The organism is Psychrosphaera sp. (genome assembly GCF_982872775.1).
Map to the genome: position 1 here is coordinate 14,976 of NZ_CEYNSH010000009.1, position 26,801 is coordinate 41,776.

Sequence of the window (26,801 nt, forward strand, 5' to 3'; positions counted from 1 at the left end):
GGGCTGGTTTTTTCACCTTGAACAATTTGAGTTGTCGCGCCAATTGCTTCATCAGGTGTAAAACCGGTTAGTTTGGTAAACGCCTGATTTACATAAACAATAGAAGGTCCAGCTCCTTTTAGATTATTAGCATCACTAACGATAACCACGTCATTAGCATGTTCGACAATGTCTTTAAATGGAATGTGTTCTTTCTGAGCTGATATATTGGTGAAAGTAACGACATAGTGATCAACTCCATCTACCTCTGACGGCGACTTGTAAGCATCACATAAAAACCAAAAGTATTTGTCTTCCTTAAAGTTAAAAACACCAATTTCGTAGTTTTCGACAGGGTCAGGAGAATGGGCTGCAAGGTAACCCGGGTATTGTTCGTAAGGAAGTGTTTCGCCAAATTTGTCTACAATCTGCCAATTATCTGGAGTAACGAAGTTTTTTGTGCCTATTTCACAGAGAAGCCCCAACCACTCGATTGCCTTTTGATTCGCATAAGTTATCTCGGCGTTATCATTAAAGGCTATGATACCGGTACTAAGGTTGTGTAATAACTTTTCGTGGTTGATCTTTAACTTCATGCGACCCTTGCAAAAACTGTTTTTCGACTCTTCCCGTTACCCCGCAAAGCAACTCATAAGGAACCGTTTCAGCTTGCTCGGCAATTACTTCTATCGGAAGACCTTCTCCCCAAAGTATAGCTTCGTCGCCAATTTTGACATCTGATTTTGTTCCTATATCAACACTAATCATATCCATAGAAACGCGTCCAGCCAAGTAATATGTATACTTTTCGATCATTACCGGCGTGCCGTTCTTTGCATTTCTTGGGTAACCATCGCCATAACCTATTGCTATAACTGCTAATTTTGTATCTTCTTGGGCAGTCCATGTTGCTCCATAGCCAACCGTTTCACCTTTTTTGATATCCCGAATAGCAATCACACTACTTCTCAAGGTCATCACAGGCATTAACCCATAATCAATCGCAAACGTGGCTTCGATTGGCGACACACCATAAAGCATAATGCCTGGACGAACCCATTGTTTATGAGCGTCTGGCAAAGATAAAATCGCGGCAGAATTAGCAAAAGATGACTCGCCATCATGAGAAGCTTCGAGCTCAGAAAACAGCGCAAATTGATGTTCATTTAATGGATGTTGAGTTTCATCGGCACAACCAAAGTGACTCATAAGGATTGGCTTACCCAATACGTTTTCATGATCACTTAAGACATTCCTATTTTTGGTGAACTGTTCTGGACGAATACCCAAGCGGTTCATTCCGGTATCGACTTTTAGCCACACTCGAATGGAGCGTGGCAAGCTTGCTGCCAAAAACTGGTCAATTTGAGTTTGCGAATGCAAGACCGTATCTAAGCCAAGGTTAGCGATAATTTGCAATTCATCCGCTTCAAAAAAGCCCTCTAATAAAACTATCGGCTTAGTAATACCAGCGGCTCTCAACGCCACAGCTTCGCTCAAACGCGCAACACCAAATGCATCAGCATCGTCCAATGCAGTAGCAATTTCAGTCGTGCCGTGACCATAAGCATTGGCTTTTAACATTGCTAGCACTTTGCTATTAGGCGCGTGCTTTCGCACCACCTTCAAATTGTGTTGAATCGCACTTAGATTAATTTCAGCTACCGCAATTTTCATTGAGTGTTAGTCCTCAATAAACGCGTTACCCGCATAATTATCAAAGCGAGAATAATGTAGCTGAGTGGTAAGTCGAATACGTCCGATTGGACCATTACGGTGCTTACCAATAATTATTTCGGCCGTGCCTTTATCAGCCGAGTCTTCGTGATAAACCTCATCACGATAAATAAACATAATTAAGTCGGCGTCTTGCTCAATTGACCCCGATTCACGTAAATCTGAGTTAACTGGACGCTTGTCAGCTCGTTGCTCTAGACCACGGTTAAGCTGAGCTAGGGCAATAACCGGAATATTTAATTCTTTTGCTAATGCTTTTAATGATGCAGAAATATCGGCAATTTCCAGGGTACGGTTGTCTTTAAATTCAGGCGAACGCATGAGCTGTAAGTAGTCAATCATGATCATAGATAAACCACCGTGTTCACGGGCAATTCGGCGTGCACGTGAACGCACTTCGGTTGGTGTCAGACCCGATGAGTCATCAATGTACAGCTTGCCTTTTTCTTGCATAATGCCAAGTGTACTGGCCAAACGAGCCCAATCATCGTCATCTAAGTTACCGGTACGAACTTTGGTTTGGTCAATACGGCCAAGTGACGCCAACATCCTCATCATGATGGAATCGGCCGGCATCTCTAAACTGAATACTAAGGCTGGCTTATCTGAGGTTAATGCGGCCGTTTCGACTAGGTTCATGGCAAACGTCGTTTTACCCATGGAAGGACGTGCCGCGACAATGATTAAATCGGAAGGCTGGAAGCCACTGGTCATTTTGTCTAAGTCTTGGAAGCCACTTGTTAAGCCAGTAATACCGTCATTGTCGGTACGCATAAGCTCTTCTATCTTATCGACAGTTGAGGTCAGAATTGAATTGAGGTCTTTTGGACCTTCATTAGCGTTCTCTCGTTGTTCTGCAATTTTAAAAACTCGGGATTCAGCAAAATCGAGCAACTCTTCTGAGCTTCTACCCTCTGGGTTGTAACATGCATCAGCAACTTCGTTAGCAGTACCAATTAGTTCTCGCACAACGGCACGCTCTCTAACAATCTCAGCATAAGCAACGATGTTTGCTGCACTTGGCGTGTTTTTGGCGATTTCGCCTAAGTATGCAAATCCACCGACTTCTTCTAACAATTTGTCCTTTTCGAGCGCTTCTGAAACCGTAATCAAATCGATTGGATTGTTTTGAGTCATCAATCCGGCCATCGCCGAGAAAATAGCTTTGTGTTGCCTTAAATAAAAGTCATCTTTTACGACCTTTTCTGCAACACGGTCCCAAGCATTATTGTCGAGCATCAAGCCACCTAATACCGATTGTTCAGCTTCAATGGAGTGCGGTGGAACCTTGAGAGAATCGACCTGAGCTTGTTGCTCTTTGGTCGGTTTGTATGATGACTTTGCCATGAATTATGGGACCTAAAACGTTAGAAAATGCGACAAGGACAGCCATTTTAGGTGGAATAATCGCTTTGCGCAATAGCGATTCATATTGGGTTTTGGGCCTTATCCATCGAAGCCTTATAGACGCGAAAGGGGTAATGAAATATCAAAGGAACGTGACTGAGAAAAAAGTAAAACGCTGCTCGTACAATGACGAGCAGCTGCGTATTAAAACTAGTCTTTTAATAACTTGATGTCACCAGAAACTGTATCGATTTCAATTTCTACCGCATCACTACCAGTGGTAAATCGCAGTGACTCACCTGGACCGTAGCGTTCTTTTGTTGAGCGATCACTGGTTAAGCGGTTGGTAATATCGCCACCTGAGTGAGCTTCAATACTAAAGTTAGCACTGATATCACTTGGCATTTTGATATAAGCATCACCACCTACCGTCGAAATATACACCTTAGCTCGTTTTTGCGTCTCTAGTGACATGCCGATATCACCATTTACTGTATTGATTTCTAACTCTTTAATATTTTTCAGGGTTAGGTTCATATCGCCATTTACGTTATTTACAGCAACTTCCTCAGCCTGCGAGTTAGTACGAATATCGCCGTTCACTGCTTCTATTTCTAATTCGCCAGCGCTATCCCTATCGTCGATTTCACCATTCACCGTCATCAATTTGATTTTGCCTTCAAGCTTTTCCGCTTCAACACGACCATTCACAGTTTCTAGACTAACGCGACTGGTTAATTGGTACGCTTCGATATCACCATTCACCGTGTTGATACGACTACTACCTGTGATTCCATCTACTTTGATATCAGTATTCACGCCCTCAAATCTAAGCTCACTTCCTTTCGGTACCCAGAACGTTAGCTCAGAACCACCACTGTCTTTCCAACTGCCCCAGCGCTGGCGTGGCATGTGAACTTTAAACACGACGCGATTATTGTTTTGTTCAAACTGGTAGCCCTCTGCGTCATCATCTAATTCACCAACGACTTTTACTTCGTTCTTGTCCCAACTTTTGATCTGAACTTCACCGCTCATAACATCGATAGAAACACGCCCATCCACAGCGGTTTCTAGTGCTTGATCAATTTTTTCTCCTGCAAGTGCAACCCCTGCACTTAATAAAGTCATCGACAAAATTGACCACTTAGATACTGTTTTTAAGATTCTATTCATGATTTTTTACCCATTTTAAATTTGCATAAACTTGGACTGATGACTTTTCGCAATTATGTCCAGCTGTTGTTGATAAACTTGATTCAGCATTTTCATCAACGCTGGATCTTGAGGTTGATGCTTTAGCGCTTCTTTTAATGACGCTTCGGCTTCCTCTAATTCTTGTAATGTTTCCTGCCAATTTTTGTTGACTGACGTTTGACCATCCACCAATTTCAGCATAGTGCGCTTTTGTAGCTCATAGCTCGCCGTTACTGGTGCCAACCACTCTGGTGTCGTGTCCACTGGCTGTTGGTTGTTCATCAAAATCCCACCAACGAGTGCTATCGGTGCAATGGCTGCCGCAACTGCTCCCCAATGAAGTTCAAAGGATTTCTTCGGCACTTCTTGTGGCGTTTTGGCAACTGCTTGTTCAATGCCTTGCCACAAATCACGCTGCGGGGTCATCTCTTCAGGTAATGACTCAACTAATTGGTCGATACTTTGTTCATTATGTTTCATTAAGCAACCCCCTCACTAAGTGAACTTTCTGCTTGTAAAGACGCTTGTAATAATTGTTTGGCTCTATGGTACTGTGCCTTACTCGAACCAACCGCAATATTCAGTTCTTTACTGATTTCCTCATGACGCCAGCCTTGTACTGCAAATAGCACAAAAACAATTCGGGCCTGCTGTGGTAACTGCGCAATATGTTTATCAAGTCCACTGCGCGACAAGCTGAAGTCAGTCTGCTCGTCCGTTGTGGGTACATTATCGATAATATCCGCGCCTGTCTGAGCATCATTTTTAACAAACCATGACTGCCACCAGCGCTTTTGCTTTCGCATATGATTGATGGCGACATGGCTCGTCACCGAATACAACCAGGTACTAAATTTACTCTCCCCACGAAAGTTATGGATCTTTTGCCAAACCTGAACAAACACTTCTTGAGTGATGTCCTCAGCTACCTCCGCATCACTCGATAAACGATGACTCAAGGCGTAGACTTTTTTACCATACATTTCGTACAAGGGACGCAATGCCTGCTGTTGGCCTCGTTTAAGTTGTTCAACCCAATGCATATCGTCATATTCTTCATTTTTTGTTGAAGCTGACTTAAATGCATTGGGTTCAATTACTTGTCCCGTCACTTGAAATCCAGTCTCTTGTTCATTTAGTTATTAGATTAGTCACTATCAAATCATTAAAGGTTTAAATGGGCAAAAAAAAACACCGCATTAAGCGGTGTTTTTCAATAAAAAGAAAAATCTTTTTAAAAAGCTAAATTATGCTTCAGCGATAACTACAACGTTTACCGTTGCCATTACTTCTGGGTGCAATTGAACAGCAAGTTCGAACTCGCCAGTTTCACGGATTGCACCTTCAGGCATTTTAACTTCAGCTTTAGCAACTTCAACGCCAGCCGCTGTGATCGCTTCAGCGATGTCACGAGTGCCGATTGAACCGAATAGCTTGCCTTCGTCACCCGCTTTAGATGCGATAGTGATCGCTTCTAATGCGTTTAACTTTTCAGCGCGCGCTTCTGCTGCAGCTAGTTCTTCAGCAACTTTCGCTTCTAATTCAGCGCGACGTGCTTCGAACATTTCTAAGTTTGCTTTAGTTGCTGGAACAGCCTTACCTTGTGGGAAAAGGAAGTTACGAGCAAAACCAGACTTAACTGATACGTTGTCACCAAGTGAACCTAAGTTGGCAACTTTGTCTAAAAGGATTACGTTCATGTGTATTAACCTCTTATGCCAATCTTATTGATGTAAATCTGTGTATGGTAACAATGCTAAGAAACGCGCGCGTTTGATTGCACGTGCTAATTGGCGTTGGTACTTTGCACTTGTACCAGTGATACGGCTAGGTACGATTTTACCGCTCTCTGTAACGTAGTTACGTAGAGTTGATAGATCTTTGTAATCGATCTCTTTTACGCCATCTGCTTTGAAACGGCATACTTTACGACGTCTGAAATAACGTGCCATTAGTAGTCTCCTAATTGAGTCTTTCTATTTGTTGAGCATGAATCGCAATAATGGCTTGGCCGTTTTTGCTTTCGTGGCGGTTTAAAAATCCACTCACTTTAACTTCATCACCCACAATAAAATGTTTGGTTAACTGCTGCTGTTGTTCTCCGCAAGTCACAACATGAATTCGAACGTACGCATTGCGATTAAATCCGTCTTCCTGTTGTTGTGATCTGTGTTCAATTGAAAATTGTCCGTGGACCACACCTGCAGGGCTGGTAGAAAACTTCGGCGATTTACAAACTTGGCCAGTAATAACTAGCTGATTTAACACCTAAGCGTTCTCCGTTTTAATTAAGCAGCTTGTTCTTTTTTCTCTTCTTTCGCTAAAGGAGAAGCTTCAGTAACAGCTACGTCTTTACGGATAGTCAAGCTACGTAAAACAGCGTCGTTGTAACGGAAAGTTTCTTCTAACTCAGCGATAACTGCACTTGGTGCTTCAACGTTCATAAGAACGTAGTGCGCTTTGTGTAGTTTCTCAATTGGATAAGCTAATTGGCGACGACCCCAGTCTTCAAGACGGTGAACAGTACCATTTGCTTCTGTAACTAGACCAGTATAACGCTCGATCATACCAGTAACTTGTTCACTCTGGTCAGGGTGAACCATGAAAACGATTTCGTAATGACGCATCGTTAGATTCCTTATGGATTAGTAGCCTTATCGACAAGCTCAGCCACACTTGAACAAAGGCAAGGAACAAAATTAGTAATAGCTGATTTGGGCGCGTAATTATACGGGTATTTGGCAGGGTTACAAGCGCTTTGTTGGAAATTTAAACAGCAAAGCGCTGAGTCGTTTCATGTGTTTAGTGGCTAGTCGTTATCTGTTTCTGCTTGTTCGTCTTCGGTTGCTTTTGGCTCGGGCTTTTCCATTTCATCTTTTAATTGCTCATAAGCAACTCGCAGCTGCGGATCATTTGGGTCGAAGGCGGTGTGACGATAAACGATTTCGCCATCCTGATTTACAAAAATGGTTGTTGGAGTACCCAGGACACCAAACGCTTTTGCTACTTGGTCGCCTTCTACTAACACAGGTAAATACAAGCCTCGGTTTTCCATTTCCTCAACCGGTGTCGCGCCCTCATTTTCCCAAAAACTGACAGCATAAGTAGGAATACCAATTTCAATGTAATCTAATGCGATATAATCAAGCCCCGGTTGAAACTTTTTACAGTAAGGACACCATGTCGCCCAAAAGGTCAGAACATAAGGCTTACCCGCTAAATCCGCTGAGCTCACGTTATTACCCATACCGTCCGTTAGCACCCATTCTGGTGCCTCATCGAGTTTAACAATTGGGTTACCATCTTCATCAAGCTCGACTTCTGGCTCGTCTAAAGCCATTGCAGTGGGCACAAAAAGTACAATGTTAAGACAAAGTAGAAAAACTAATATTGTGAGTCGTTTCATATGATTACACCAACTAAAAACTGAAATACTTATGTACCCAAACAGTACACTGTTATTGTGCCATGAATTTTAAGTATAGACAGGATTTGTTAGTTTTTAGTTTCCAGTATCTTTTGAATTAGTCCTTTTTCTTTCAATCTGTTTATTGCGTTGGATATGGCACGCTTTGTTGTTTCTGTTACTTTTGGTGAGGCTTTACTTAACGCGACATGAACACTTTCATTTGGTTGACTAAACATTGAATACACAAACTTGTTCTTGTTCATGTTTAATTCGGTCATCACTTCAAAAGCCGTCACTTTTGGCGCAATAAACGCATCGACACGCTGTTTTTCCACCAGCCGAATCCCTGCTGATATGTCGCTTACATCGATAAACTGACTGTTGTAATAAACTTCTGCAATAGTACTAGGGACGATATAACCTTTTTCGTAGGCAATAAGTAATTCGGCGTCTTTAGATATTTTGTCTTTATTTGTCTTTAGTGAAAAGACCGCAACCGCTGCCCGGCCCGTATAAGCAACAAACTCCATGTATTCAGCTCGTTCCTCATTAAACAAAAGGCCTGGCATAATATCGACAGCACCGCTTTTCATTAATTGTAAGCAGTTGTCAAACGATTCTCTTTTCGGCTCTGCGATTTGTATCCCCGCTTCTTCGGCAATAATGTGTAACAAGTGAATATGTCTTCCTAACCAACGCCTTTGGCCATTCTCGTCGATTAAATAGGGAATGAAGTCAACACAGGTTTTCAACTTTAAAGAGCTGGCTGGGGTATCACTAAATACGTAAGAGGGAATAAATAATAGGAATAAAACTAAAGTCGAAACACCCAGAGAACGAGATAGGTGTTTCGTGATGTGTAACCATTGCAGAGAGGTTTGCACAATCATATTTAGTAGAGAGCCTTCTTGTTAAACTCGGCGTTGACGAACCGCTTCGTATAAAATAACCCCTGTCGCCACCGACACGTTGAGGCTTGATACCGAACCCGCCATCGGTATTTTGACTAATTCGTCACAATGCTCACGAGTGAGGCGTCTCATTCCTGTTCCCTCTGCGCCCATAACGATTGCAAGAGGTCCCGAGAACTTCATTTCGAAAACATCCGCTTTAGCCTCGCCAGCGGTGCCAATAATCCAAACGTTATTGTCTTGTAATAATTTTAGACTACGAGCCAGATTAGTCACTACATAGAGGGGCATGACTTCGGCAGCACCACAGGCCACTTTACGCGCGGTCCCATTTAGCTTGGCCGATTTATCTTTTGGAACAATAACGCCATCAATACCGGCTGCATCTGCAGTACGCAATACCGCACCTAAATTATGCGGGTCAGTCACGCCGTCCAACACTAATAAAAATGGTGGCTTGTCACGTTGTTCGATGGTTTTTAACCACAGTTTTAAGTCACCTTCGTCTTTTTGCTTAGCCGCTTTTACTCTTGCAACGACACCTTGGTGTTGTTCGCCCTGACACTTTTCATCTAATGCTTTTCTGGATGTATATTGAACCGAGATACCAAGAGAGTATGCTTCTGTCAAAATAGGCTTGATACGCTCATCTTCACGGCCTTTTAATACAAATAACTCAATGATTCTCTCTGGCTCATGTTGAATAATAGCCGTCAAAGAATGAATGCCGTAGGCGATTTCTGAACTCATAATTATCTCTTAATTTAACTCTTACTTTTTATTCTTGCGTTTATTCGGCTTTTTGGCGGCCTTTTTACCACCCACACCTTCTTGTTTCTTTTTAGCAATTCGCTTGGCTGCACGTGATTTGGGTTTGCGCTTTGGTTTGGTGCTACCCGAACTGCTTTTTCGTGCTGACGACTTGCCCTTTTTGGTGGTCTTTTTACTCTCACCTTTGGCCTCATCTTCTCCTGGCACTTCTCCTCGACGCAATTTTTCACGTATACCAATGGCGGCATTTTCACTACGTGCCTGGTTGGCATTACTTCGCCTAGGTTTGTCGCCATTTGAAGCAGTAGAACGAGACCCACGAGTTTTAGCTCCACCTGATCTACCACCACCAGACTTTGTAGAACGTCGACCTGGTCGAGTATTCTCCGCTAACTCAAAATCAATCTGTTTGTCTTCTAGATTAACCGACACGACTCGAACAGTGAGTTCGTCGCCTAAACGGAAAACTTTGCGAGAATGCTCACCAACTAGTGCCCCGCGTTCTGGACTATAATTATAGTAATCATTACCCAGCGCGGTAATATGAACGAGCCCTTCTATATGTAAATCTTTTAACCTGACAAACAGTCCAAAATTGGTCACCGAAGCAATCACGCCTAAGTATTCTTTGCTGATATGGTCTTGCATGAATTCACACTTCAACCACGACTCAACATCCCGGACCGCTTCATCTGCACGGCGCTCTGTCATTGAGCATTGTTCACCTAATTCCTCTAGCTCATCTTCAGTATAAGCGTAATGACCAGATGTCTTGTGCTTCTGCTTGTGCAAAATTGCCTTAATAGCTCGATGCACAATTAAGTCTGGATAACGTCTAATTGGCGAAGTGAAATGCGCATAACCTTCTAATGCCAAGCCAAAATGACCGATATTATCCGGCTGATACACCGCTTGGCGCATACTCCTGATCATCATCGTCTGAATCAGCTCACCGTCAGGGCGGCTTAAGTAGCTGTTTACCTGGCTACTAAGTTCTTTCGGAGTCGGCTCATCTGAAAAGGTTAGCTCACCGCCTAACTCAGCCAAGAAAGAACGAAACGTCGCTAATTTGCTCGGATCGGGCTTGTCGTGAACTCGATAAAGTGCATGACCATCGTGTTTTTCAATAAACTTAGCCGCCGCAACATTGGCCAAAATCATACATTCTTCAATGATTTTATGGGCGTCGTTTCTCTCGACTACTTCTACGTGATCAATTTTCTTCTGTGCATTAAAAATGAACTTAGGCTCAACGGTTTCAAACTCGAAAGCACCACGCTCTGAACGAACACTTTTTAGGGTTTGATACAGACTGTTTAAGTCTTGAACATGTGGCCAAACATGCTGATACCGCTCTTGAAGATCGGTATCACCCTCTAACATCGCAGCAACTTTTGTATAGGTCAGTCTGGCATGCGAATGCATAACCGCTTCGTAAAACTTAAACCCTGATAACTTACCGCGCTCTGAAATGGTCATTTCGGCCACCATACACAGGCGATCCGTTTGAGGATTCAATGAACACAGACCATTTGAAAGGGCCTCTGGTAACATTGGAATAACTTTAGAAGGGAAGTAAACAGAGTTTCCTCTTTCTATCGCCTCTTGATCCAGCTCGGTATTGTGTCTGACATAGTGTGATACATCGGCAATGGCTACATATAGGCGCCAACCACCTGACTTTTTAGGTTCACAATAAACTGCATCGTCGAAATCGCGTGAGTCTTCACCGTCAATCGTTACTAATGGTAATTCGCGTAAATCAACACGATCTTTTTTATCTTTTTCCTGAACTTCAGGCGACAATTTGCTGACAAAGCGCTCGATATTTTTTGACCATTGGAATGGGATTTCATGATTGCGAAGTGCAATATCGACTTCCATCCCTGGTGCCATATGTTCACCTAAGACTTCGGTAACTTTGCCAATCGCTGAACTCCGTTTACTTGGTCTTTGGGTCAATTCGACAATAACCATATGACCATGTCGAGCATCTAATTGCTCACCTTTGGGAATAATGATTTCTTGATTTATACGACCGTCATCAGGAATAACAACCTGTGTATTTTGCTCAACAAAATATCGACCTATAATCGGTGCCGTTCTTGGTTCCTTTACACTAATAATACGTGCTTCAGTTTTGCCCTTAAATTCACCAATAGGCTGAGCTAATACTTTATCGCCTGGTAACAAGCTTCTCATTTGACTGTGACTGATGTACCAGTCACTTTTATTATTTGTTGCACCGTCTGGTTGTAAAAAGCCGAACCCATCTCGATGGCCAAGCACGCGCCCTTCAATTAAATCTTGTTGAGTCGGGATCTGGTACTTCTTAAATTTATTAAACAGCAACTGACCTTCGCGTTCCATGGCGCGCAGGCGACGCTTAAGTGCGACAACCGAATCTGGATCTGATATTTTGCAAAGTGAAATGATTTCGTTAAAAGAGAGAGGCTTATCGATTTGGGCCATCGCTTCAAGAATAAACTCGCGACTGGCAATAGGCTTGTCATATTTTTCTTTTTCCCGAGTATAGTTCGGGTCGTTTTTTGGCATTAATTTTCCGTTATTACTTACTTAAATAGTTATTTTTATTGGCCTTTAATGTTTTTACGTGAAAAAAGCCAAAATAGATTGCACTCGTTTTATAGGTGCACTGATACATGAGATATAGACTAGTATATCAACAGTTTCGGGATTATGTCGTTGAGTTTTGATTAAATATAAATTAAAGCCGTTTCGGTGTTGGCTAATAAGCTCGACTTTTTGCTGCTTTAACTGACTTTGGGTGCATAAGGTCAGCTAACTTGGCTAATTTATTCGCCGCTTGTTGGTGTTTTTGTTTATCAACAATTACTGCGTGATGTAACCAGCGATAAGCGTTTTCAAAGTCATAAGGACTGCCCAAGCCAGCGAGTTGCATATCAACCAATCTCAATCGAGCATTGAGATTGCCTAACTCCGCTGCACGTAAAATATAGGTGTACGCTTTATCTAGGTCTTTTTGAACAAATTTTCCTTGATGATAATAACGACCAATCTGTTCTATTGCCGCTACTAGGCCTTGTTTTGCCGACTCATGAATATAATACATGCCAAGTTCAGCATCGCGTTCAACACAGACACCCCATACCAACATATCACCGTACAAAAATTCATAAGATGGCAAATGTAATTTGACCGCACGGTCTTCGATGTCGCGTGTCAATTGGCATCGATCTAGTTTGACGCGCTCAAGGTGTTTGTTTTTCTTAATTAAATCAAGAAGTTCATCTTGAGTATAAATTTGAACCGCCTGCAATTGGTCGTCATCCGCAGAGACGCTCATCGCCGACAAAAACAGCCCTAGGCACAACAATGCAAACCAGTTTTTCATATCTCTCTCATCTATCTTTAAATACATATAGGCCAAACAAAAATGCTTCAGCACCTATAACTCAAACGAGTCATAAACACTGAAGCAAAGAATAGGCCAGTATAAAGAATTAGATTCTGTTATGTGGCGCCATTGGACCTTTTGACCAGTCAATTGGTTCTGAAGTTACAGACTTAAGTGACTGACTGGTCGCTGAAGCTGAAGAGCATTGACCGTTTGCTAAGTATGCTAAGCCTTCTTTTAGCATTGGGTCGTTTTCATCACCCCAATCACCAACTAATACGTCTTCTGCCGCACAGTCTGGTTGTAAACCGTCATAGTATGCACCATAACCTGTGGCGTTTTGGCCTTCAAAGTTAATAGCAAATACCACGTCGTCACAGATTTGTTCTGGGCTCATACCTACAGGCTTACCACAAGTTTTACCACCAACTTGAACAACGTCGATAAACGGCGATAAACCATTCACAACTAATTCGCTTGAAGAACAGCTCATCTCAGTCGTTAATACTACGACACGATCTAGGTTAAGTTGATCGATACCAGCACCTAGTGCGAATAAACTCGTTTGATTTTCCGACGACTTATCATCGTTATAGGCATAAGTAACAAACTCTTCACCAATTACATTATCACCACCAATTTGAGTACTTAATTGGTTAGCAACACGGATTAAGCCACCGCTGTTGTAACGTACGTCTAAAACTAGCTCGTCCACACCTTGCGACTTAAGCTCTGTAATTGACTCATTTAGTTCTTGTTCTGAGACATTGTCAAACGAGTTAAATACGATGTAACCGACTTTCGCTGCTTTGCCATCTACGGTCGTTTCTTTAACTTGAGTCGCCATAACAGTATTGGCAACGATTTGACCTTTTGAAATATCCGCGGTGATTTCTTCACCTGTTGGCTTTTTAAAGGTAATTTCAATCGTGTAACCATCTTCATTTGGACCAAAGTAGTCAGCAAGTGTTTTGGTGCCCGCTTCTACTTCCGCAATGATATCGGCTACTGAAGTGCCGTCAATTGCAGTGATAATGTCTCCACGGCGTAATCCCGCTTTGTACGGTGTACCTTCGTCATAAGCGTAACGAATATGGAAGCCGTCTTTATTTTCAGTGTTTTTATGAGAAAAACCATAACCAAAGAAAACACTAGCTTGGTAATCTTCGTATTCTTCTACGGTCATTGAAAAACTAAAGCGGTCGTTTTTCACATTTTTAGTCATCGCTTGTAATGCACTATAAACGTCTGGTTGTGATTCTGGATCGAATGTAGCTGGCAATTCGTCATTCCAGAAATACCACTCCTGCATATAGCTAAATAACTTTTCATTTGCATCCGGTGCAGAACAGTATGCGTATCCCTCGCCTTCCGGTTTTGAAACCGACACTTCTGGTTCTGAGCCACCGCCACCACACGCACTTACTAATGATGCCGCTAACACGACTGCCGACAATTTACTTCTTTTAAACATGTGTACCTCTGGTCAAACCTAGATTTATTATTATTTGAGTTATTTTTGACCGTACAGGATACAAAAAAAGCTGTCCGAAGACAGCTTTTTGATAGATAAGTTCGTTATAAAAATGTAACGAATTATTCTCCGAAAGGATTGCGTAGGATAAACGTTTCGCTACGGTCTGGACCTGTAGAAATAATATCCATTGGAACACCAGTGATTTCTTCTAGACGCTTGATGTAGCTTTGAGCAGCCTTAGGAAGCTTGTCAAATTCTGTTACACCGAACGAGTTTTCAGACCAACCTGGTACTGTTTCGTAGATAGGCTTCGCATTCTCGTAACCTTCTGCCGCCATTGGTGGCACATCTACGATTGAACCGTCTGCTAGCTCGTAACCTGTACAGATCTTGATTTCTTCTAAACCGTCTAATACGTCAAGTTTAGTTAAGCAGAAACCAGTAATTGAGTTAAGCTGGATAGCGCGTTTCATTGCAACGGCATCAAACCAACCACAACGACGCTCACGACCTGTTGTCGCACCAAACTCGTGACCTTTAGTACCTAAGTGGTGACCTACTTCGTCATTAAGCTCGGTAGGGAAAGGACCAGAACCAACACGAGTTGTGTAAGCCTTAACGATACCTAATACGTAGTCGATATGACATGGGCCAAAACCAGCACCAGTCGCTACACCACCAGCGGTTGTGTTAGAAGACGTTACGTATGGGTATGTACCGTGGTCAATGTCAAGTAACGTACCTTGAGCACCTTCGAACAAGATTGATTCGCCGGCTAAACGTGTTTTGTCTAATAAATCAGTTACGTCAACAACCATCGCTTTAAGCATATCTGCTACAGCCATCGCGTCGTTGTAAGTCTTGTCAAAATCTACCGCTTCAACACCGTAGTAGTTAACTAATGCGAAGTTGTGGAAATCCAATACTTCTTTTAACTTTTCTTTGAATAGTTCTGGGTTGAATAAGTCACCTACGCGTAAACCACGACGTGCAACTTTATCTTCGTAAGCTGGACCGATACCACGACCTGTTGTACCGATTGCTTTGTTACCACGTTTAATTTCGCGAGCTTGGTCTAGCGCAATGTGGTAAGGAAGAATTAGTGGACATGCTTCTGAGATAAGTAGGCGTTCTTTAACTGGAACACCACGCTCTTCAAGCATAGTCATTTCTTTTAATAACGCTTCTGGAGACAATACAACGCCGTTACCAATGATACATTTAACACCATCGCGTAATACGCCAGAAGGGATTAAGTGAAGAACGGTTTTTTCACCGTTGATAACAAGAGTATGGCCAGCATTGTGACCGCCTTGATAACGCACTACATAAGAAGCCTTATCTGTCAGTAGGTCTACAACCTTACCTTTACCTTCGTCACCCCATTGGGTGCCTAAAACAACAACGTTTTTGCCCATATTTATATCACTCAGAAAAAATTAGGCGGGGATTCTACCAAAAATATGGTGCAAAGATCACCCGTTTTTCAGAATTTCTCTATAAAAACTTCTAGACGTCTGTTTTTTAGACCAATTACTTGGGTTTAAAAATTTACTAAATAATCTACAACAGACTCTATTTGTATCAATAAAACAAAAAGGGCTCATATGAGCCCTTTTGGATAGTTCAGTATAGATCTAACTTTCGGTTATTTACCGGTCGTTGTCTTCATGTAGCGGAAAAAGTCACTACTTGGGTCTAATACCATTATGTCGTTCTTGCTGTTAAAGCTGTTTTGATAAGCTTCCAAACTACGTACAAACGAGAAGAACTCAGGGTTCTTATTAAATGCATCTGCGTATAGTTTGGCAGCCATCGCATCACCTTCACCGCGAAGTGTTTGTGCTTCACGTTCTGCTTCAGCAAGCATAACCGTTATACGAGCATCAACATCGGCACGGATGATTTCCGCTTTTTCACGACCTTCTGAACGGTGCGCTTTCGCCACTTCTTGACGCTCAGTACGCATACGCTCAAAGATTGAGTTACTCACTCGAACTGGTAGGTTGATTTGTTTTACACGTACGTCCAAAACTTCAATACCTAGGTCGCTTGAGCTTTTTGCTGCTTCAATCGCTTGCTGCATCAACTCTTGTCGCTCACCAGAAACGATTTCTTTGATGGTACGAGAACCGAATGCTGAACGAAGTCCGTTATTTACTTTTTGGTCTAGTAGCTGTTCTGCATTTCGCTTGATACCACCTGTTGCAAGGTAATACGTTGCGAAGTCAGAAATTCGCCATTTGACATATGAGTCAACAATTAAGTCTTTTTTCTCAACAGTAACAAAACGGTCAGGCTCACCATCTAGGGTTTGAATACGTGCATCTAGTGTTTTAACACGCTCAACCAATGGCAATTTAATATGTAAGCCAGGCTCGTTAACAACAGGGGCACCTGCGTCATCACGTTTTACTTTACCAAACTGAATTACAATGCTTCTTTCGCCTTCTTTTACAACGAATAAAGACGAAAAGGTCATCATTGCAAAAACAGCGATTAAAATTACGCTAAATGATTTCATAATTAGTCACGGCCTCCATTAAAACGATCAGAACGACCAGAACGTGAGTCCTGAAGTGGCTGAGTTGTGCTACCCGAGCCCGTGTTGTAGTTCACGGCAGGACGCTTGTTTTGTGAAGGTGCTACACCTTGTTGTTGCATGATCTTATCCAGAGGCAAGTACATCATGTTGCCGTTACCTTTTGTATCGACAAGGACTTTTGACGTGCTTGAGAAAACTTGTTCCATCGTTTCTAGATACAAACGTTGGCGAGTCACTTCAGGTGCGGCTTTGTACTCTGGTAAAAGCTGCTCAAATTTAGCAACTTGACCTTGCGAGGCTAAGATTTTGCCTTGCTTGTAAGCAGTCGCTTCTTGAACCATACGGTTTACTTGACCACGAGCACGCGGTTCAACTTCGCTTGCATAGGCACGAGCTTCGTTGACATAACGAACTTCATCTTCTCGAGCGGCGATTGCGTCATCAAATGCGTCTTTAACTTGCTCTGGTGGACGAGCGTCCTTGAAGTTAACATCGACAATGGCAAGACCAAGCTTGTAAGGTTCGATGATTTTTTCTAGTTCTTCACGAGTGCTCTGACGAACGATTTCACGACCAGACGTTAAGATGTCGTCCATTTTTGAATTACCAATAACAGAACGAAGCGCACTGTCTGTTGCTTGGCGAAGACTATTGATTGGGTCTGGTACCGAGAATAAGAAGTTTTGTGGATCGAATACTCGATACTGAACTTCCATTTCAACCTGAACCACGTTTTCATCTTCAGTCAGCATGAAACCCGCGGCTGGAATCGTTTTAACCGTTTGAATGTCGACAGGTATTACCGTATCAACAAACGTTGGGTTGAAACGTAGGCCTGGCTCTTTAAGCTCGTGGAATTGACCAAAACGCAGTACAACGCCGCTTTCTGCTTCACGTAACGTGTACCAACCAGAAAGGAACCAGATCACAATCGCTACGATAAGTACTAAGCCAATACCAAAGCCGCCTTTACTCGTACCGCCTTGATTACCGCCTTTGCCGCCAAATAGGCCGTTAAAGCGATTACCAAGATCTTTAAATAGTTCGTCTAAATCAGGTGGTCCCTGATCTTTACCACCGCGGTTCTTCCACGGATCATTGTTGTTATTTCCCGGCTCATTCCAGGCCATAAAACTCTCCAGTTTCAATCAAATTTAATTATGGTTAATTTAGCAAACTCGTCCGCATAACTCTATGTAATTGATTAATTACTCGTTACGAAATTTGTCAAATGTGTATTTAATGACTCTCTTGCCATTTTTCAATGTCATACCCAAGCTGCTTATTTATTTTAGCCTGATCAATTTTACTTATCCTGACTTGCAAAACAAACTGCCCGTTTTCATCTATTGATTCGTCGAGAATACCATTCAATTGGTACAACTCAGCGCGTAATTTACCCTCACTTGGCGGTAAGACGAGAGTGGTGTCCCACATTGCCAAACCGAGTATTTCCGAAATTGCTTGAAGCAATAACTCAAGGCCTTGCGCTTTTTGAGCCGTTAGCCAAACCGAGATCGGCTTACCTTCATCATTGCGTTCGATATGTGGCTCGGCATCATCGAGTAAATCGATTTTATTAAACACCAGTAGCTGAGGAATATCGTCTGCTTCTATTTCAGTTAAAACTTCATTGACCTGAAAAATATTGTCTGCCTTTCGTGGATCGGCGACATCAATCACATGAAGCTGTAAATCTGCTTCTCTTGTTTCGGTTAACGTCGCTTTAAACGCCGCGACTAAGTCGTGTGGCAAGTGCCTAATAAACCCAACGGTATCAGCTAAAATCGTCTCTCCAACGTCATCAATATCAATTTTACGAAGGGTTGGATCAAGTGTTGCGAACAGTTGGTCCGCTGCATAAACATCAGCTTGCGTTAATGCATTAAATAACGTCGACTTACCGGCATTGGTATAACCCACTAAAGAAACGGTTGGCACTTCAGCTTTTTTGCGAGAGCGCCGCCCCTGTTCACGTTGTTTAGAGACTTTTTCTAAACGTCCCAAAATGTGATTAATACGAGCACGCAATAAACGACGGTCCGTTTCTAGCTGTGTTTCACCTGGACCACGTAACCCGATACCACCTTTTTGTCGTTCTAAGTGAGTCCAGCCTCTAATTAATCGAGTTGAAATATGACGTAACTGGGCTAATTCGACCTGCAACTTACCTTCATGTGTCCGTGCTCGCTGAGCAAATATATCAAGAATCAGACCCGTGCGATCCAACACTCTACATTTAAAAAGCGCTTCAAGGTTACGTTCTTGCGAAGGTGATAAAGCATGATTGAAGATGACGATATCAGCGCCTTCCGCTTGGACGGTATTGGCAATTTCTTCAGCTTTACCCGACCCGACATAATATTTTGCATCAGGCGAATGACGACTTGTTGTCACTACTGCTAATGTTGATACACCCGCTGATGAAACGAGTAATCCTAATTCATCTATATCTTCACGATCATTTTCGGCAGAAAAATTAACGTGAACTAAAACGGCTTGTTCACCGCCTTCGTATCTATCAAACAAATGTGGTTCCTATTTTGGTTTTTGATATTTCGGTTTGTCTCAAAGTATAGGTCTTATACTTTAAAGGCGTGATAATTGATCTTTTTTTTGAATTTTAAACGCAAAAAGGAATACGCTAAGCGTATTCCTTCTGTACTGCTTGGTCCGAATCAACCTTAAATAGGTTATTCAGCGTCGTCGTTACCGCCCGCATAATGCGGATTTGTTTGGAACGGTCTGGCTGGAACAATTGTTGAAATTGCGTGTTTGTATACCATTTGACTTAGCGTGTTTTTCAGTAGAATGACAAACTGATCAAATGACTCAACTTGGCCTTGTAATTTGATACCGTTCACTAAATAAATCGAAACGGGAATGCGCTCACGACGTAGTGCATTTAAAAACGGGTCTTGTAAAGACTGCCCCTTAGCCATTGTCTATGTTCCTTCTCTTTATTAGTGTTATTTTTATAATTGTCTTGCAAATTAACTGATTAACTACTTAGCTAAAGGTTAGCTTAGCGAGTTTAAAATCCGTTGCAAGTTTTCTTTTGCTTTTCCTATTTCTAGGTACGTCACGTCTTGCCAACTTCGCAGCCAGGTCAGTTGACGCTTAGCTAATTGGCGAGTCGCTACAATGCCCCTAAAAATCATGTCATCCCAATCTAATTCACCCTCTAAATATTGCCACATTTGGCGATATCCAACCGAGCGAATCGCAGGAAGGTCCATATGTAAGTCACCTCGAGCATGAAGTTTCCGAACTTCTTGTTCAAAACCATTCTCTACCATTAGGTGAAAACGCTGCTCAATTCGACTGTGAAGTTCGGTCTTGTCATCACACATAAAAGCAAACTGCTTTATGTCATATGGTATCGGCTGCTTTTCCACAGACATTAATTGAGTCATTGTCTTACCAGATAAAAGGTATATCTCGTACGCTCTATTAATCCTTTGTGGATCGTTAGGGTGAATTCGTTTTGCAGAATCCGGGTCCACTTCCGCCAATTTTTCATGAACATACTGCCAACCATGTTGATTAGCCATAGATTCAATCTTTGCTCGAACTTCAGGATTAGCTTCAGGTAACTGCGAAATACCTTCGACTAACGCTTTAAAGTACATCATGGTTCCACCAACTAAAATCGGGGTTTTCCCCATTGCAAAACTACGCTCTATTGCAGCTATTGCATCTTTTCTAAAATCAGCCGCGGAATATATTTCCGATGGATCGAGAAAACTGATTAGTTGATGTGGGTATTTTTGTAACTCTTCGGATGTAGGCTTCGCAGTCCCTATATCCATGTCGCGGTATATAAGGGCCGAATCGACACTTATCAAGTCTCCATTTATTTTATCTGCCAATTCCATTGCCAAATCTGTTTTTCCTGAGGCAGTAGGTCCCATAATAGAGATGACACATTTGTGTTTGGGCTCCGATGCTATTGACTCAGGAAACGAATTTGATTCAATCATTTAAGCTAGGCTCTCTTAAATTGTCAGCTTATGGTGTTCTTGATAAAGCGGTAATTGCGGTATAAGAAAGCTGGTTATTTTAGTATCTGCAACAACGTTGGACCCGATAATGGGTAAGCCACACGCTTTAGCTCATTGTCCGCGCCGTTGTTTTCGCTTTGACTAAGTATACGCAATTCCTCAGAAATTTTCCCTAAATTAGACATAAACTCAGCTTTATTTATTTCACTGTTAGACGATTTTATTTCATCTTCCACAAATAAAAGATTGAGCAAGGCCTTTTCGGTCACGTTCGACAAACGAAATAAAGCTTCAAAAAACTGTGGTAGGTAACGGTTAGCATTTTTACCTCGTATCAAACTCGGTACTTGTTTTATGATCAAGAACTCGTTGTGAAGCTTATAAACAAACCCACTTTTGGAGAGGACGTCTGCAGAATGTTCGATATGTTCTCGCTCACTCTGACTGAGACGTATCCTAACCGGAACTAGCAATGGTGTAGGTTCAATGTCCTTCCCTTCAAATGATGTTGGAAGACGAGAATCAGTGGCATCTATATCAACATTTAAGCTGTCTGAACCACGCACGACCTCATATAATAATGTCAGATCGACAAGCCACATTTGCTCTTGCAATTTAATGAACAAGCTATCCCCGTCGCGATGAACAATCTGTAAATCGAATGGATTCTCACCCAACGTGGCCGCTTTTGGCTTAGTATTGTCTGGAGCACGCTCAGCCCCCGTTTCCCCATTATCACCAACTACACTATGAAGTGCTTTAACGGTTTCACCGGATTCTACACATTCATCAAGCTGAAGCTGAGTGAGGCTTGGTTTAACGAGCGGCTTGAGTCCAAACTTAGGCTCAGATTTTTCAAACGTCAGTCCATTTGGAGAGACTTGAGTCTCTTTAACCGCATATTGATGATGAGAATCGTCATTGCGAGATATAGGTTCAGAACGTTTATTTTGATGGCTCAATTCCGACGAATCTGTACTACCTTTTTCACTGTCGCCTATTTGAGTTGGGGTTAAAGCGCTAAAACTAGGCGCCGGTATCTCTGGACTTACCGCGTTTGACGATTGGAAGCTCTGTTGCGGCGTGACGACCCACTCTGGCTTGGTATTTTTACTTGTTTCTTCGTCGGTTAAGTCTGCTTGAACTTGATTAAAATCAGCGAGTCCTTCTTGAAACGCTGACACGATTAAGTCATGTAGTAATCGAGAATGATGAAAACGCACTTCGTGTTTTGCTGGATGCACATTAACATCAACATCCGTCGCCGGTAACTCAATAAACAAAACGTACTCTGGTTGTTGCTCATGATGCAGTTGATCAGCATAAGCCTGGCGAATCGCATGCTGAATCAGCTTATCTCTCATCATTCGACCATTAACAAACGCATATTGAGCGGGGCTCACGGTCCGACACGTATTGGGCTCGCGAACCCAAACGGCAATATTTACATCGCCGTATTCAAGTGTTCTATTACTGGTATTATCGACAAACTGCTGATTGATCACTTCGGCAATCCGAGCACTGTGACGGTCATTGCGATCCTCAAGATGGGCCTGACTGCGAAAACGTTTCACCGTTTTGCCATTGTGTTTGAGGACAAACGCAATCTCTGGACGACTCATAGCGATGCGTCTTATAAGTGTTTCTATGTGGCCAAATTCTGTTTTTTCGGCGCGTAAGAACTTACGTCTCGCTGGTGTATTAAAAAACAGGTCCAATACCTCAACACTACTACCATTTGGGTGTGCGGCTGGCTTTACATCCACCGCCATATCCAGCCCCTCAGCAATCGCTGACCATGCTTGACTTTGGTGTTTTGGCTTTGAGGTAATTGTTAGTCTAGAAACTGAACTGATTGAGGCTAGCGCTTCACCACGAAACCCCAAACTGACGATGGCTTCTAAATCTTCCATATCGGAGATTTTGCTTGTCGCGTGACGAGATAACGCCAGCGCTAACTCATCTTTATCTATACCCTTGCCATCGTCTTTGATCAGTATTTTTTTATGACCACCGCGCTCAATATCAATTTCGATTTTAGTAGCGCCTGCATCTAATGCGTTTTCAACTAGCTCTTTAACAACAGATGACGGCCTTTCTACCACTTCACCTGCGGCAATCTGGTTGGCCAGCTGAGGTGGTAAAATTTTAATACTCATGCTGACCTTTATTTTGACATCGGAATGGAAAGAGTTTGACCGAGGCGAATAACACTTGATTTGAGGTTATTGGCCGATTTAATGGTTGATACTTTCACATTATAGTTTTGAGCAATCACAGATAATGACTCACCGCGTTTGACTTTGTGTTTGATAACGCGCTTCTTCTTTGATGCTAAATAAGTGCCATCGGGAGGATAGCGATTGAAGTATTTTTTAACCGCTGAAACAATCGCATCAGATAGTCGATTTTGTTGCCATGCATTCTTTAAGAGCTTTTCTTCTTTCGGATTAGAGATAAAGCCCGTTTCAACAAGGATTGAAGGATAATTAGGTGATTTTAATACTCCTAAGCTCATCGACTGAGGTTTGCGTTTGTGAAGCTTAGTAACACCTTTAAGTTCAGACAATACATCGCGAGCAACATAAAAGGCTTGGTCACGAGAGTGGTCCATACTCATATCAATGAAGGCGTATTTTAAATATGGGTTGGCTTTAGGATCGCTGATGGCAATAGAGTCAGCGACACCACCTAACACTTCTGAGCGACGTTCTTGATCTTCAAACACTCGACCTACTTCTGTTTGAGCTCGGCGAATACTCTGTACCCAAACAGATGCGCCATTTGGTCCAGGAGAAGTAAAAGCGTCGGCATGGATAGAAATAAATAAATCGGCACCGGCACGGTCAGCCTTTCTGGTTCTTGAATGCAAATGAACATAATAATCACCCGTTCGGGTCAAAATGGCTTTCATGCCTTTTATTTTATTGATTTGCGCAGCGACTTTTTTAGCAATTGCTAAAGTTACGTATTTTTCGTAGTAACCCGACGGGCCGATGGAACCTGGGTCTTCACCGCCGTGACCAGCATCCACCGCGATCACAACGTCTCGATTTTCACCCAACTTTTCTTGCGCTTTTGCATCTTGTTTTTGAATATCAAATAAATCAATGACAACACGATCACCATAAGGACCTGCTGGGGCGACGTCGAACACGGTAGGACGGACTCGTTTGGTCAACTCTAATACCAGTCTGGTATCGCTCTTGCGCTTTGGTTTACTGCTGCGGATTTTTTTTATCAGACCACTCTCTAAACTTATAGAGCTGAGGTCTTTGCTCAATTTGGTATTTTTGAGATCAATAACCAGTCTTTCTGGGTTTTTAAGAGTGAAGTGAGTGTATTTGGCCTTACCAGACATATCCAATACAACTCGAGTCTTGTCTGGCGATGGCCAGACACGCACATCAACGACATCTTCTTTAGCAAATGCGCTAACGCTGCAAAAAAGGCTTGCAACTATTAGCCATACAATTGAATTAAAAAAGAGTTTTACCACCACAACCACCCAAGATTAAAAACGGTTTATTATTTTTGTTATTGCATCCAAACCACGTTTAGAATTCCCTTTAAAACTTATTTCACGTTGTTCTTCAGAGTATGTCAAATAAAGTTCGATGTCGGCATTTGGTAGAAAGTGTTCGCCTTTTTCTGGCCATTCAATAATACAAACGGCTTTGTCATTGAAATAGTCTCTAAAGCCCATGTACTCGAGTTCTTCAGGATCAGCAAGCCGGTACAAATCAAAGTGATAAACGGACGCGTGTTCCATTTCGTATGGTTCGACTAATGTATAAGTTGGACTTTTGACACGGCCTTCATGACCCAAACCCTGAATAATGCCTCGGCTCATAGTGGTCTTTCCCGCCCCTAAGTCGCCATGCATAAAAATGGTTGTACCAAGCTCGACTGACTCAGCAATTACGTTACCCATTTTTACTGTGGCCGACTCATCAGCTAATAAAATCACCGTTGAATTTATGTCTTTCACTGTTTTCTCACTTACATCATGACCACATCAAATTGGTCCTGATTATACATGGGTTCAGTTTTAACTTTAATCTGTTTGCCAATAAAGACTTCGAGTTCAGCTAAATTGTGATACTCGTCGTTTACTAGTGACTCAGCAACCGCAGGCGATGCATAAACGACAAATTTATCGGCATTGTAGGCACGATTTACTCGAACGATTTCACGTAATAATTCGGCACAAATTGTTTCGACGGTTTTGATATAGCCACGACCTTTACACGCTGGACAGGTACCACAAAGTACATGCTCCAAACTTTCACGTGTACGCTTACGTGTCATTTCCACTAGGCCCAGTGTCGAAAAGCCGTTAATTTTTGTTTTTGCTTTGTCTTTTGCCAACGCGAGTTCAAGACTGTGCAGCACTCGACGTTGGTGATCATTACTGTCCATATCGATAAAATCGATAATGATGATACCGCCTAAGTTACGTAAACGGAGTTGTCGAGCAATTGCCTGTGTCGCTTCACTGTTAGTGTTAAAGATAGTGTCTTCAAGACTACGATGACCAACAAAAGCGCCAGTATTAACATCAATCGTGGTCATTGCTTCGGTTTGGTCAATGACCAAATAGCCACCCGATTTTAAATCGACTTTTTTATCTAGAGCACGCTTAATCTCTGCTTCGACGTCAAACAAATCAAAAATCGGACGTTCGCCAGGGTAATACTCTAGCTTGTTCGTCATTTCTGGCATGAATTCGTCGGTGAAAGCCACTAACTCGCCATACATCAGCTTGGAGTCGATACGCACGCGTTCCAAGTCATCAGCAATAAAATCTCGAATCGTTCTAAACGCCAAGCTCAAATCTTCATACAAAACGGCTTGGTTACGAGTTTTCTTTTTGCGTTTGATGATCTTTTGCCATAGACGTTTAAGAAAAACAGCGTCCTGCGCCAACTCTTCTTTTCCAGCGCCTTCAGCCGCCGTGCGAACAATAAAACCGCCCTCACCCTCTTCATAGTGTTCTTCAACTATAGATTTGAGTCGATAACGCTCTTTGTCATTTTCGATGCGTTGTGAAATACCAACGTGTTTGGCATCCGGCATGAAGACTAAATAGCGAGAAGGCAAAGTGATGTCTGTGGTCAATCTCGCGCCTTTAGTGCCAAGAGGATCTTTAACCACTTGTACTATAATTTTTTGACCTTCTCGAACCAGCTCTTTGATATCACGTGCAGTGTTACTGTTTGAGGTAATTTGGTCTTTTTCATCATCGTAAGTGATGATATCTGAAGCGTGTAAAAAGGCGGCTTTTTCCATTCCAATATCAACAAAAGCCGCTTGCATCCCCGGCAATACCCGGCTGACCTTACCAAGATATATATTGCCGACAATTCCATTAGCACTTTGGCGTTCGACGTGTAGCTCTTGCAACATACCATTTTCTACCGCGGCAACACGGGTTTCACTGGGTGTTACATTGATCAACAACTCTACACTCATAATACGCCTATCTCCTCTAACGCTTCTGCTAATTCGGCCAGTGGTAACCCAACAACCGCACTGACACTGCCATTTATTGACTTCACAAATTGACCACCAATTCCCTGTATTGCGTAAGCCCCCGCTTTGTCTTGAGGCTCATTGGTTTGCCAGTACTTTGCGATTTTTGATTCATTTAACGTGACAAAGTTCACCTCAGTTGTGACGGTTTTGGTAATTGTTTTTGCCTTTGTCACTATGCTAAATGCAGTTAATACTTGATGAGATGAACCTGAAAGCGCCATTAACATAGATGTACAATCAGCTAAGTCCGCAGGCTTACCCATAATTCGTCCATCTTTAACGACAGTGGTGTCTGAGCCTATCACTGCGGTGTTTTCTGGACTAACAATCTCATTAAAGATGGTCGCGGCTTTTTGAACGGATAAACGTTCTACATAGTCTTTAGGTGACTCCCCAGTCAGCACAGATTCATCAATGTCTGCACTTTGTTGGTCAAAGTTTTTAACTAAATGTCCCAACAACTCTTTGCGCCGAGGCGACTGACTTGCAAGAATAATATTCATCAAT

The 26,801-nt window shown here is 42.4% G+C and carries 27 protein-coding genes; all 27 read right to left on the reverse strand.

The genetic code is table 11. The features are described 5' to 3' along the window. On the reverse strand, window positions 1-575 hold a 575-nt coding region (locus tag AC4E96_RS04215; RefSeq protein WP_490254988.1), incomplete at its 3' end, for a PAS domain-containing protein. Continuing rightward, entirely contained in the window at window positions 532-1,656 is a 1,125-nt protein-coding gene (alr, locus tag AC4E96_RS04220; protein ID WP_490254989.1) for an alanine racemase, read from the reverse strand. The genes alr and AC4E96_RS04215, both read right to left, overlap by 44 nt. Window positions 1,657-1,662: 6 nt before the next feature. Next, complete coding sequence (gene dnaB / locus AC4E96_RS04225) at window positions 1,663-3,063, reverse strand: replicative DNA helicase (protein ID WP_488032920.1); 1,401 nt, start codon at window positions 3,061-3,063, stop codon at window positions 1,663-1,665. Between the two features lie 210 nt (window positions 3,064-3,273). Beyond that, window positions 3,274-4,239 carry a DUF4097 family beta strand repeat-containing protein gene (locus tag AC4E96_RS04230; RefSeq protein WP_488032921.1) on the reverse strand — a complete coding sequence of 322 codons (966 nt, stop codon included), beginning with the start codon at window positions 4,237-4,239 and terminating at the stop codon, window positions 3,274-3,276. A 15-nt stretch (window positions 4,240-4,254) separates the two neighbouring features. Further along, a complete protein-coding gene (locus AC4E96_RS04235) occupies window positions 4,255-4,740 on the reverse strand; it encodes a hypothetical protein (RefSeq protein WP_488032922.1) in 486 nt (161 codons plus the stop codon). Then, the gene (locus AC4E96_RS04240; protein WP_490254990.1) at window positions 4,740-5,372 is read right to left on the reverse strand and encodes an RNA polymerase sigma factor; all 633 of its coding nucleotides are present in this window, start codon (window positions 5,370-5,372) and stop codon (window positions 4,740-4,742) included. The genes AC4E96_RS04235 and AC4E96_RS04240 overlap by 1 nt, the downstream gene beginning before the upstream one ends. Before the next feature lie 135 nt (window positions 5,373-5,507). Continuing rightward, window positions 5,508-5,960 (reverse strand): 50S ribosomal protein L9, encoded by a 453-nt coding sequence (gene rplI, locus AC4E96_RS04245; protein ID WP_488032924.1) that lies wholly within the window; start codon window positions 5,958-5,960, stop codon window positions 5,508-5,510. Window positions 5,961-5,984: 24 nt separating this feature from the next. Further along, window positions 5,985-6,212, reverse strand: coding sequence for a 30S ribosomal protein S18 (rpsR, locus tag AC4E96_RS04250; RefSeq protein WP_208831217.1), 228 nt, complete (start codon window positions 6,210-6,212; stop codon window positions 5,985-5,987). 10 nt (window positions 6,213-6,222) lie between these two features. After that, a complete protein-coding gene (gene priB / locus AC4E96_RS04255) occupies window positions 6,223-6,528 on the reverse strand; it encodes a primosomal replication protein N (protein WP_208831215.1) in 306 nt (101 codons plus the stop codon). A gap of 20 nt (window positions 6,529-6,548) precedes the next feature. Next, a complete protein-coding gene (gene rpsF / locus AC4E96_RS04260) occupies window positions 6,549-6,887 on the reverse strand; it encodes a 30S ribosomal protein S6 (protein ID WP_488032925.1) in 339 nt (112 codons plus the stop codon). Window positions 6,888-7,069: 182 nt separating this feature from the next. Beyond that, a complete protein-coding gene (locus tag AC4E96_RS04265) occupies window positions 7,070-7,666 on the reverse strand; it encodes a TlpA disulfide reductase family protein (RefSeq protein WP_490254991.1) in 597 nt (198 codons plus the stop codon). An 89-nt stretch (window positions 7,667-7,755) separates the two neighbouring features. Continuing rightward, on the reverse strand, window positions 7,756-8,559 hold the full coding sequence (locus AC4E96_RS04270) for a substrate-binding periplasmic protein (protein WP_490254992.1): 804 nt from the start codon (window positions 8,557-8,559) through the stop codon (window positions 7,756-7,758). Between the two features lie 21 nt (window positions 8,560-8,580). Further along, window positions 8,581-9,330 carry a 23S rRNA (guanosine(2251)-2'-O)-methyltransferase RlmB gene (rlmB, locus tag AC4E96_RS04275; RefSeq protein ID WP_488032928.1) on the reverse strand — a complete coding sequence of 250 codons (750 nt, stop codon included), beginning with the start codon at window positions 9,328-9,330 and terminating at the stop codon, window positions 8,581-8,583. A 21-nt stretch (window positions 9,331-9,351) separates the two neighbouring features. Then, the gene (gene rnr / locus AC4E96_RS04280) at window positions 9,352-11,907 is read right to left on the reverse strand and encodes a ribonuclease R (RefSeq protein WP_490254993.1); all 2,556 of its coding nucleotides are present in this window, start codon (window positions 11,905-11,907) and stop codon (window positions 9,352-9,354) included. Between the two features lie 193 nt (window positions 11,908-12,100). Then, window positions 12,101-12,727 carry a tetratricopeptide repeat protein gene (locus AC4E96_RS04285; protein ID WP_490254994.1) on the reverse strand — a complete coding sequence of 209 codons (627 nt, stop codon included), beginning with the start codon at window positions 12,725-12,727 and terminating at the stop codon, window positions 12,101-12,103. Between the two features lie 109 nt (window positions 12,728-12,836). Then, the gene (locus tag AC4E96_RS04290) at window positions 12,837-14,204 is read right to left on the reverse strand and encodes a S41 family peptidase (RefSeq protein ID WP_488032931.1); all 1,368 of its coding nucleotides are present in this window, start codon (window positions 14,202-14,204) and stop codon (window positions 12,837-12,839) included. 122 nt (window positions 14,205-14,326) lie between these two features. Then, window positions 14,327-15,625, reverse strand: a complete 1,299-nt coding sequence (locus AC4E96_RS04295) for an adenylosuccinate synthase (RefSeq protein ID WP_488032932.1) — start codon at window positions 15,623-15,625, stop codon at window positions 14,327-14,329. Window positions 15,626-15,855: 230 nt separating this feature from the next. Then, on the reverse strand, window positions 15,856-16,731 hold the full coding sequence (gene hflC / locus AC4E96_RS04300) for a protease modulator HflC (protein WP_488032933.1): 876 nt from the start codon (window positions 16,729-16,731) through the stop codon (window positions 15,856-15,858). A gap of 2 nt (window positions 16,732-16,733) precedes the next feature. Next, window positions 16,734-17,882, reverse strand: coding sequence for an FtsH protease activity modulator HflK (hflK, locus tag AC4E96_RS04305; RefSeq protein WP_488032934.1), 1,149 nt, complete (start codon window positions 17,880-17,882; stop codon window positions 16,734-16,736). A 109-nt stretch (window positions 17,883-17,991) separates the two neighbouring features. Then, on the reverse strand, window positions 17,992-19,281 hold the full coding sequence (gene hflX, locus AC4E96_RS04310) for a ribosome rescue GTPase HflX (protein WP_488032935.1): 1,290 nt from the start codon (window positions 19,279-19,281) through the stop codon (window positions 17,992-17,994). Window positions 19,282-19,445: 164 nt separating this feature from the next. Next, window positions 19,446-19,694, reverse strand: coding sequence for an RNA chaperone Hfq (gene hfq, locus AC4E96_RS04315; RefSeq protein WP_488032936.1), 249 nt, complete (start codon window positions 19,692-19,694; stop codon window positions 19,446-19,448). Between the two features lie 78 nt (window positions 19,695-19,772). Then, window positions 19,773-20,735: a tRNA (adenosine(37)-N6)-dimethylallyltransferase MiaA gene (miaA, locus tag AC4E96_RS04320; protein WP_488032937.1), complete on the reverse strand. Its 963-nt coding sequence runs from the start codon at window positions 20,733-20,735 to the stop codon at window positions 19,773-19,775. A gap of 74 nt (window positions 20,736-20,809) precedes the next feature. Further along, window positions 20,810-22,915, reverse strand: coding sequence for a DNA mismatch repair endonuclease MutL (gene mutL / locus AC4E96_RS04325; protein WP_490254995.1), 2,106 nt, complete (start codon window positions 22,913-22,915; stop codon window positions 20,810-20,812). A gap of 8 nt (window positions 22,916-22,923) precedes the next feature. Then, window positions 22,924-24,255: an N-acetylmuramoyl-L-alanine amidase gene (locus AC4E96_RS04330; protein ID WP_488032939.1), complete on the reverse strand. Its 1,332-nt coding sequence runs from the start codon at window positions 24,253-24,255 to the stop codon at window positions 22,924-22,926. Window positions 24,256-24,270: 15 nt separating this feature from the next. Continuing rightward, a complete protein-coding gene (gene tsaE / locus AC4E96_RS04335) occupies window positions 24,271-24,747 on the reverse strand; it encodes a tRNA (adenosine(37)-N6)-threonylcarbamoyltransferase complex ATPase subunit type 1 TsaE (protein WP_490254996.1) in 477 nt (158 codons plus the stop codon). A gap of 11 nt (window positions 24,748-24,758) precedes the next feature. Beyond that, entirely contained in the window at window positions 24,759-26,231 is a 1,473-nt protein-coding gene (gene rng, locus AC4E96_RS04340) for a ribonuclease G (RefSeq protein ID WP_488032941.1), read from the reverse strand. After that, window positions 26,228-26,797 carry a Maf family protein gene (locus AC4E96_RS04345; RefSeq protein ID WP_488032942.1) on the reverse strand — a complete coding sequence of 190 codons (570 nt, stop codon included), beginning with the start codon at window positions 26,795-26,797 and terminating at the stop codon, window positions 26,228-26,230. The genes rng and AC4E96_RS04345 overlap by 4 nt, the downstream gene beginning before the upstream one ends. Window positions 26,798-26,801 lie beyond the last annotated feature (4 nt).

Bases quoted from the DNA above. Each gene is read 5' to 3' on its own strand.
- alr (WP_490254989.1), bottom strand. From the start codon at position 1,656: ATGAAAATTGCGGTAGCTGAAATTAATCTAAGTGCGATTCAACACAAT.
- dnaB (WP_488032920.1), bottom strand. From the start codon at position 3,063: ATGGCAAAGTCATCATACAAACCGACCAAAGAGCAACAAGCTCAGGTC.
- AC4E96_RS04230 (WP_488032921.1), bottom strand. From the start codon at position 4,239: ATGAATAGAATCTTAAAAACAGTATCTAAGTGGTCAATTTTGTCGATG.
- AC4E96_RS04235 (WP_488032922.1), bottom strand. From the start codon at position 4,740: ATGAAACATAATGAACAAAGTATCGACCAATTAGTTGAGTCATTACCT.
- rplI (WP_488032924.1), bottom strand. From the start codon at position 5,960: ATGAACGTAATCCTTTTAGACAAAGTTGCCAACTTAGGTTCACTTGGT.
- rpsR (WP_208831217.1), bottom strand. From the start codon at position 6,212: ATGGCACGTTATTTCAGACGTCGTAAAGTATGCCGTTTCAAAGCAGAT.
- rpsF (WP_488032925.1), bottom strand. From the start codon at position 6,887: ATGCGTCATTACGAAATCGTTTTCATGGTTCACCCTGACCAGAGTGAA.
- AC4E96_RS04265 (WP_490254991.1), bottom strand. From the start codon at position 7,666: ATGAAACGACTCACAATATTAGTTTTTCTACTTTGTCTTAACATTGTA.
- AC4E96_RS04270 (WP_490254992.1), bottom strand. From the start codon at position 8,559: ATGATTGTGCAAACCTCTCTGCAATGGTTACACATCACGAAACACCTA.
- rlmB (WP_488032928.1), bottom strand. From the start codon at position 9,330: ATGAGTTCAGAAATCGCCTACGGCATTCATTCTTTGACGGCTATTATT.
- rnr (WP_490254993.1), bottom strand. From the start codon at position 11,907: ATGCCAAAAAACGACCCGAACTATACTCGGGAAAAAGAAAAATATGAC.
- AC4E96_RS04285 (WP_490254994.1), bottom strand. From the start codon at position 12,727: ATGAAAAACTGGTTTGCATTGTTGTGCCTAGGGCTGTTTTTGTCGGCG.
- AC4E96_RS04290 (WP_488032931.1), bottom strand. From the start codon at position 14,204: ATGTTTAAAAGAAGTAAATTGTCGGCAGTCGTGTTAGCGGCATCATTA.
- AC4E96_RS04295 (WP_488032932.1), bottom strand. From the start codon at position 15,625: ATGGGCAAAAACGTTGTTGTTTTAGGCACCCAATGGGGTGACGAAGGT.
- hflC (WP_488032933.1), bottom strand. From the start codon at position 16,731: ATGAAATCATTTAGCGTAATTTTAATCGCTGTTTTTGCAATGATGACC.
- hflK (WP_488032934.1), bottom strand. From the start codon at position 17,882: ATGGCCTGGAATGAGCCGGGAAATAACAACAATGATCCGTGGAAGAAC.
- hfq (WP_488032936.1), bottom strand. From the start codon at position 19,694: ATGGCTAAGGGGCAGTCTTTACAAGACCCGTTTTTAAATGCACTACGT.
- miaA (WP_488032937.1), bottom strand. From the start codon at position 20,735: ATGATTGAATCAAATTCGTTTCCTGAGTCAATAGCATCGGAGCCCAAA.
- mutL (WP_490254995.1), bottom strand. From the start codon at position 22,915: ATGAGTATTAAAATTTTACCACCTCAGCTGGCCAACCAGATTGCCGCA.
- rng (WP_488032941.1), bottom strand. From the start codon at position 26,231: ATGAGTGTAGAGTTGTTGATCAATGTAACACCCAGTGAAACCCGTGTT.
- AC4E96_RS04345 (WP_488032942.1), bottom strand. From the start codon at position 26,797: ATGAATATTATTCTTGCAAGTCAGTCGCCTCGGCGCAAAGAGTTGTTG.